Origin of the sequence: Apilactobacillus kunkeei (assembly GCF_001308195.1) — a bacterium.
Classification (GTDB): Bacteria; Bacillota; Bacilli; order Lactobacillales; family Lactobacillaceae; genus Apilactobacillus; species Apilactobacillus kunkeei_C.
Map to the genome: position 1 here is coordinate 136,707 of NZ_JXDF01000012.1, position 6,555 is coordinate 143,261.

A 6,555-nucleotide genomic window follows, 5' to 3' on the forward strand; every position below is an offset into this window, starting at 1 on the left:
AAAACACCATTTAGGGTGCGTTTTACACCATTTTATTGTTATAATGGAGTCTATACCTAAATAAATGAGGGTGAATTAATGAAAAGCAATTCAATTGCAAACGAAAATGTGCCACACTTTTACGTGCGTTTAAAACACCGTAAGATGGAAAAGTGGTACGTCAATGAAATGCAAGCGGGAAAGCATCAACGCAAAGCATTCAATCATTCAGACGAAAAGGCAAAATTTGAAATTGATCAAATCGGCTTCTATCAAAAACATCTATGGTTTCACTTTGAAAACGAAAGTGATGCCGGATGGATTCCTAACAAATTCATTCGTAAAAATTACAGAATCTTAAATCTACAGGCTAGTAATGATAATACCGAGGCTTCTAACGAAGAAAAGGCGTTATCAGTATTGGTTCATTTCTCTAGACCAGATTTTGACGTGTACGAAAAGTTAGGCAAGATTACTGATAATTTATCCGATGTAACCTTTAAGAGCATCCTAGTTAACAGTGTTGGCTCATATAAAGATTTGACTAAGAAGTCATACCGTCGTGTGAGAAGCCAGATTAATCGTAACCGTCCTGTGATGTTATGGGGCAGACGAGATAATCAATGTATTATCCTATTTGGTTTTAACCACCGAGTATTTTTCTACTTTGATCCTGAAGATGGGTTGAACAAGACGATTACAGTTAAGGAATTAACTAAGCTATGGAAGAGAAGTGGCTATAAAGCCATTAGTTACTAGCAAACAAAAAAGACAGCCAAATGGCTGTCTTTTTTTGTTATCACCCGCACGGGGATCGAACCCGTAACTCCGCCTTGAGAGGGCGACGTCTTAAACCAGTTTGACCAGCGGGCAATATCACTAATCAATCACTATATATTTATACTACTATTCATTTTTAGCACTGTCAATGCTGATAACCGTTGACATAAGGGTATTTTGAGTATTAATATTAATTATGTAATCAGTTATTGAGTATTCGCCAAATTGGTAAGGCAGAGGACTCTGAATCCTTAATTTACTGGTTCGAATCCAGTATACTCAGTTTCTAAGCGTACATAAAAAAGCACCGTCACGATTAAGTGAGGGTGCTTTTTATTTTTTGTATATATTTTTGTAAATCAACTAGCTTTTATCTAGCTAATAACAAATAAACTTTATGATAACAATCATATTATTTTAATCAATCTAAATAATTGATTCATTATAGATAACTAATCGCGACAACCAAGAGGTCAATAAGTATGGCCATCAGAATTGCAGATAATAAGGCATATAAGGTGAATCTTTTTTCGTCGCCGAATTTGTTCATTCGTTTAATATTACGATCGAATATGTTAGCAACCTTTTAATAGGATGTTTTTAAGGATTCCTTTCGAGTTTTTGATGCTTTGTTTGATTTGTTGTTATAAATTTCATATATAAATTTGATAATACGTTCTCCTATATTTTTTTATAGATTAACATATCAATAATCACCTTAAAATATAGTGAAAATGTCACAATTAGTGCATTTTATACGAAAATTAAATTCATTAATATTCATCGTTTTTAGGATAGTTATTAACATTTTTTATTTATACAAAATGTTTTATAAAAAAATTAAAATAATCGCCTACAAATGATTTTAATCACAAGATAATAGACGCCTAGATGTTTATTAAGGTAGCATCACTTGTTTAAATAAATCATAAATAACACTAGGCCAATAAATATTATTTTTTTAATATGTTAGAATCGAGTTAAAAGAATGGTAAGGGGTGATTAGTTTGCAAATTATCAGTGATGTATTAGCGTTAATTGTCGCGATTGAAGCATTGTTCATCATGATCTTAGAAATGTTCTTTAGTCGTACCAAGATAGCTCAAAAGGCATTTGATTTATCGATGGAATACCTATTTACACCTGAGACTAAGATTAGTATGGCTAATCAAGGACTATACAATGGTTTTATTGGTGTCGGCATTCTATTGACGATGTTTGTTCTACCACAATCAATTGCAACTTTTAACCTATATCTATTTATAGGATTTGTGGTCGTTGCCGCTATCTTTGGTGGCTTTACCGCTAACAAGAAGATTATCATCACACAAGGTTTGCCAGCAGCATTGGCATTGATCTCAATATTCATTACAAATAACATTTAATACACAGACGTCACTTGATAGTGGCGTTTTTTATTTACTAAAAAATCCTTATCATATGGCAGATAAGGATTCTTAGAGAAGATTATAGTATATGTAAAACCAACACGATTAAGGCAGTTAAGATCGTCTTAATCATAAGTGGCCAGTCAATTACGTCTAACGTGAAGAGAATGACTTCAAAAATTACGAAGGCAATCTCAAAAATGGCTAGCTTTTTTAATTGCACTTTTCCAATGAACATAATTAGTAGTTGTGCAATCAAACAAATTACTAGGGTAATTAGCGAGAGGACGTAAAACCAGCTATATATTTGGGAAAATCCTTCAGTTTCCATCCGATTGGAGGTCTCCAAAAGGATTAGACCAAATACCAGACTAGAGATTAATAGGTATAAATTTGCGAATATACATAGTAATCGTACAGTCTTATTGTTATTCTTTTTCAATTTTTCTCCCCCTTAGTAGTTATCAGCTATATTGAAAAGGAATATTCGTATTTTACAACTTTAATATGAGAGAAAAGTAAATCCGGTTTTTAGAATGAAAGATGAAAATAAAAAATCCTTCATCGTATATGGCAAATTTATAAAGTAAAAGCATCAATTTATTGGCTAAATGGCTTTGCGGTGGTGGATTGGTGCCTTTAGAAAGATTTAACCATTATGATAGAAAATTATACACAGTGTCTAAAAATGGCATTTATATTTTATTGTATTCTTATTTGATGTGTCTTAAATCAGATTATTTAAATCGATCACTAATAGGGGCAAAAATTAAAAAATAATAAGCTTAAAAGCCTAGATTTCTTAAAAGTAACAAACATGTAATATTTGAAGCAAAATGAATTATAGACCTTATTTATAGGCATTCTTATATTACAATAACTTTAAAAATCATCTGAAACTTAAAATAAACTTAAAACTTTCTTTAAAAATGATTATATAAAGTATATAATTCCTTTTGTTTCAATTATAAATTTTTAGTTAGGGGTTTTTAAGTTATGAATTATAACCAAGATTCAAAGTTACATTATAGAATGTACAAATCTGGTAAATCATGGGTAATCGCTGCCGTTGTAGCCGTTACCATGGGAACTGGTTTCTACATGACCCAAGCAACAGCTCATGCTGATGCAACTCCTGCGGCTGATAAGACGACTGTAAAAGCTACTGTCCAACCCACAGCAACTACCACAGCTGCCCAACAAGGCGCAAGCACTACAACTACCACAGACACTACTACTACCAAGAGTGATACTGATAAGGGTGGCACTGCAACTTCAACAGTTATAACTGGTGAAGCAAGTGCTCATAGTGATAGTTCAGATGGTAAGAATGATAAGGAATACAATAACCCAGCTGGTACCAATGCTGCGAACTCAAACGGTACAGATGCCAACACTAACAACCAAGTAGTTAACGCATCAAACGCTACTCCAATTCCAGCACCTGTGACTGGTAATGACAGTAACAACACCACAACACCAGCAACTACAACACCAGCAACTACAACACCAGCAACTACAACACCGGTTACAACAACACCGGCAACCACAACACCAGTTACAGCAACACCAGTAACTACAACAACGCCAGTTGCTACAACACCAGCAACCACAACAGTTGCAACTACCAATAACACTGCTAACGCTAACCAAGCTACTAATAACAACAATGTTACAGTAGCTACTGGTGATGCCAGCAAGGATAATGGTACTAACAATACTACTAACAACCAAACAACAACCACTGATAAAAATGCTAGTGCAACTAAGACTACTACATACAAGAAAGTCACATTAATCAAGCCTAGATCATTTAGTGATAGTCAAATTAAGCAATTTAACCAATTCAATGCACCAGTTAAGTTTACTAAAAAATACGTAACTAACATTGATGGTTATTTAACTGCTGATACTTGGTACCAACCAAAGAAGATTTACCGTAATGGTAAGAAGTGGTCAAAATCAACTAAAAAAGATTACAGACCAATTCTAATGTACTGGTGGCCAAGTAAGACTGTTAAGGCTAACTATGCTAACTACTTTAATAAGTCACTAAACATTAATGACAAGAAGAAATACAATGTTAAGAGTGATGCTAAGAAGCTTCATAAAGCTGTTTTAAACATCCAAACTAACATTGAAAAGACCATTACTAAGACTAAGCATGTTAATTGGCTACACACTGCCATGACAGGTTTCATCAAGACTCAAAGCATCTGGAATGTTAAGAGTGAAAAGCCGGTATATGGATGGGGTAACCTACAAGGTGGAAGCTTTAAGTACGTTAACAGCAAGACTACCAAGAATGCCAATTCTAGATACAGATTGCTAGGTCGTGCTTACACCATGCAAAAGAAGAACAACTACAAGAACTATGAATTGTTATTAGCTAATGATGTTGATAACTCAAACCCAACTGTTCAAGCAGAAGATTTAAACAACTTCTACTACCTAATGAATATCAGTTCAATCTTAGGCAAGGGTGCAAACGGTAACTTCGATGGTGGTAGAGAAGATGCTACTGGAAGTATGGATTACGACATTACTCAGTTAATCGAAAACTTCCAAGTTAAGCGTTTCAACATGACATCAGACGCTAAAGCTAATGCTCACTTGAACCTACTTGAAGATGGTGCACCAGAATCACGTGTATCAGTTGCTCAAGACGGTAACAAGGGATTAACTCATGATATGGATAACACTAACACATTAGTATATCCATTTACCTTAGCTCCAGGTAAGCGTAGTCAACTTAGCCAAGTTATCACAAATGACTGGGTAAACCGTGGAGATGACTACACTGAAAACCAAGTTACTCCAAACTACTCATTCCTAAACGTTCATGATGGTGTGCAAACATTTATCGCTAACATCATCTCTGATATTTCAAAGGATAACCCAAATGCTCCTACTAAGGCAGTATTGAACAAGGCTATCAAGATTTACGATCAAGACCAATTCGCAACTAACAAGAAGTATGCAGAATACAACATTCCAGCAGCTTACTCATTACTACTTTCAAACAAGGATGTAGTTCCTCGTGTCTACTATGGTGATCTATACCTAGAAGGTGACCAATACATGGCTACCAAGTCACCATACTTCGACTCAATCACTACCATGCTAAAAGACCGTGTTAAATACGTTTCTGGTGGACAACAAATGAGAATGCAAGGAAACGACATTTTGACTTCAGTTCGTTTCGGTCAAGGTGACTTAACACCAACCAGCACTAGTGCAACTGGTCGTCAATCAGGTTACTTATCAGTAACTTCAAACAATCCAGATGTATCAATCACTAGCCCAATCAAGATTTACATGGGTGCAGACCACAAGAACCAAGAATACCGTCCAGAATTAATGACTACCAAGGATGGTTTGACTGTATTCCACAATGATCAAGAAGCAAGCAAGTACGTTGTTAAGACAGATGCTGAAGGTTACCTACACCTAGACAACACTCAAGTATTTGGTGCAAGCAACCCAATGGTTTCAGGTTACCTATCAACTTGGGTACCAGTAGGAGCAAGTGATAACCAAGACGTTAGAACTCAAGCTTCAACTAAGAAGAGTAAAGATGGTAAGACATTCCATTCAAACGCAGCTCTAGATTCACACGTTGCTTACGAAGGATTCTCATCATTACAACCAATTACTAAGAATAACAGCAAGAAGACCGATGTTGTGATTGCGAAAAACGCAAGCCTATTCAAGGAATTAGGAATCACTGACTTTGAATTCCCAGGTCACTACATGCCAGTTCACAACGATTCATCATTCGTTGATACTACTGAAGAAAATGGTTATGCATTCTCTGATCGTTACAACCTAGGTATGGATGGTAAGTCAACTAAGTACGGTACTGTGGATCAATTAATCGACGCCAACAAGGCATTACATGCTCAAGGTGTTCACACATTAACCGACTATGTTATGAACCAACTATATGACTTAAACGGTCAAGAATTAACTACTGTTACTCGTATCGATGGTTTTGGTAAGAAACCTAAGAACAAGAAGGATCAAATCAACAACGCATTATACGTTGCAAGTACTAAGAGCAGCAAGAAGGATTACCAATACAAGTTTGGTGGCAAGTTCTTGTCAATGTTGAAGAAGAAGTATCCTTCATTATTCAAACAAAAGCAAAAATCAACCAACGAACCAATTGATTCAAAGACACATATCAAGATTTGGAGCGCTAAGTACATGAACGGTACTAGTATCCAAGGTAAGGGTATGGGTTACCTTCTAAAGAAGAACGGCCAATACTTCAAGCTACACAAGTAAAAGCCAATAAAAAAGAAGCTATCGTTGGAACTGCAACTATTATTTTGAACAAATAAATAAAAGCAGCTTTCTAACTCTTTAATTGGGCAACTGATTTTCTGTATTCTACAGGGGATTG

Annotated in this window: 3 protein-coding genes and 2 tRNA genes; 4 read left to right on the forward strand and 1 reads right to left on the reverse strand. The window is 35.3% G+C overall.

The window, feature by feature from the left end; genetic code table 11:
- Positions 1 to 78 precede the first annotated feature (78 nt).
- Positions 79 to 738 (forward strand): hypothetical protein, encoded by a 660-nt coding sequence (locus RZ78_RS02410; protein ID WP_054608021.1) that lies wholly within the window; start codon positions 79 to 81, stop codon positions 736 to 738.
- Between the two features lie 40 nt (positions 739 to 778).
- Here the strand turns inward: RZ78_RS02410 and RZ78_RS02415 are convergent.
- Positions 779 to 852: transfer RNA gene (locus RZ78_RS02415), tRNA-Glu, on the reverse strand.
- Between the two features lie 117 nt (positions 853 to 969).
- Here RZ78_RS02415 and RZ78_RS02420 point away from each other — a divergent pair.
- The 3 genes from RZ78_RS02420 to RZ78_RS02435 all read left to right on the forward strand — a co-directional run bounded on the left by RZ78_RS02420 (position 970) and on the right by RZ78_RS02435 (position 6,437).
- Positions 970 to 1,042: transfer RNA gene (locus tag RZ78_RS02420), tRNA-Gln, on the forward strand.
- Between the two features lie 724 nt (positions 1,043 to 1,766).
- A complete protein-coding gene (locus RZ78_RS02425; protein WP_054608022.1) occupies positions 1,767 to 2,144 on the forward strand; it encodes a DUF1304 domain-containing protein in 378 nt (125 codons plus the stop codon).
- A gap of 999 nt (positions 2,145 to 3,143) precedes the next feature.
- Positions 3,144 to 6,437 (forward strand): glycoside hydrolase family 70 protein, encoded by a 3,294-nt coding sequence (locus RZ78_RS02435; RefSeq protein ID WP_054608024.1) that lies wholly within the window; start codon positions 3,144 to 3,146, stop codon positions 6,435 to 6,437.
- Positions 6,438 to 6,555: the final 118 nt, after the last annotated feature.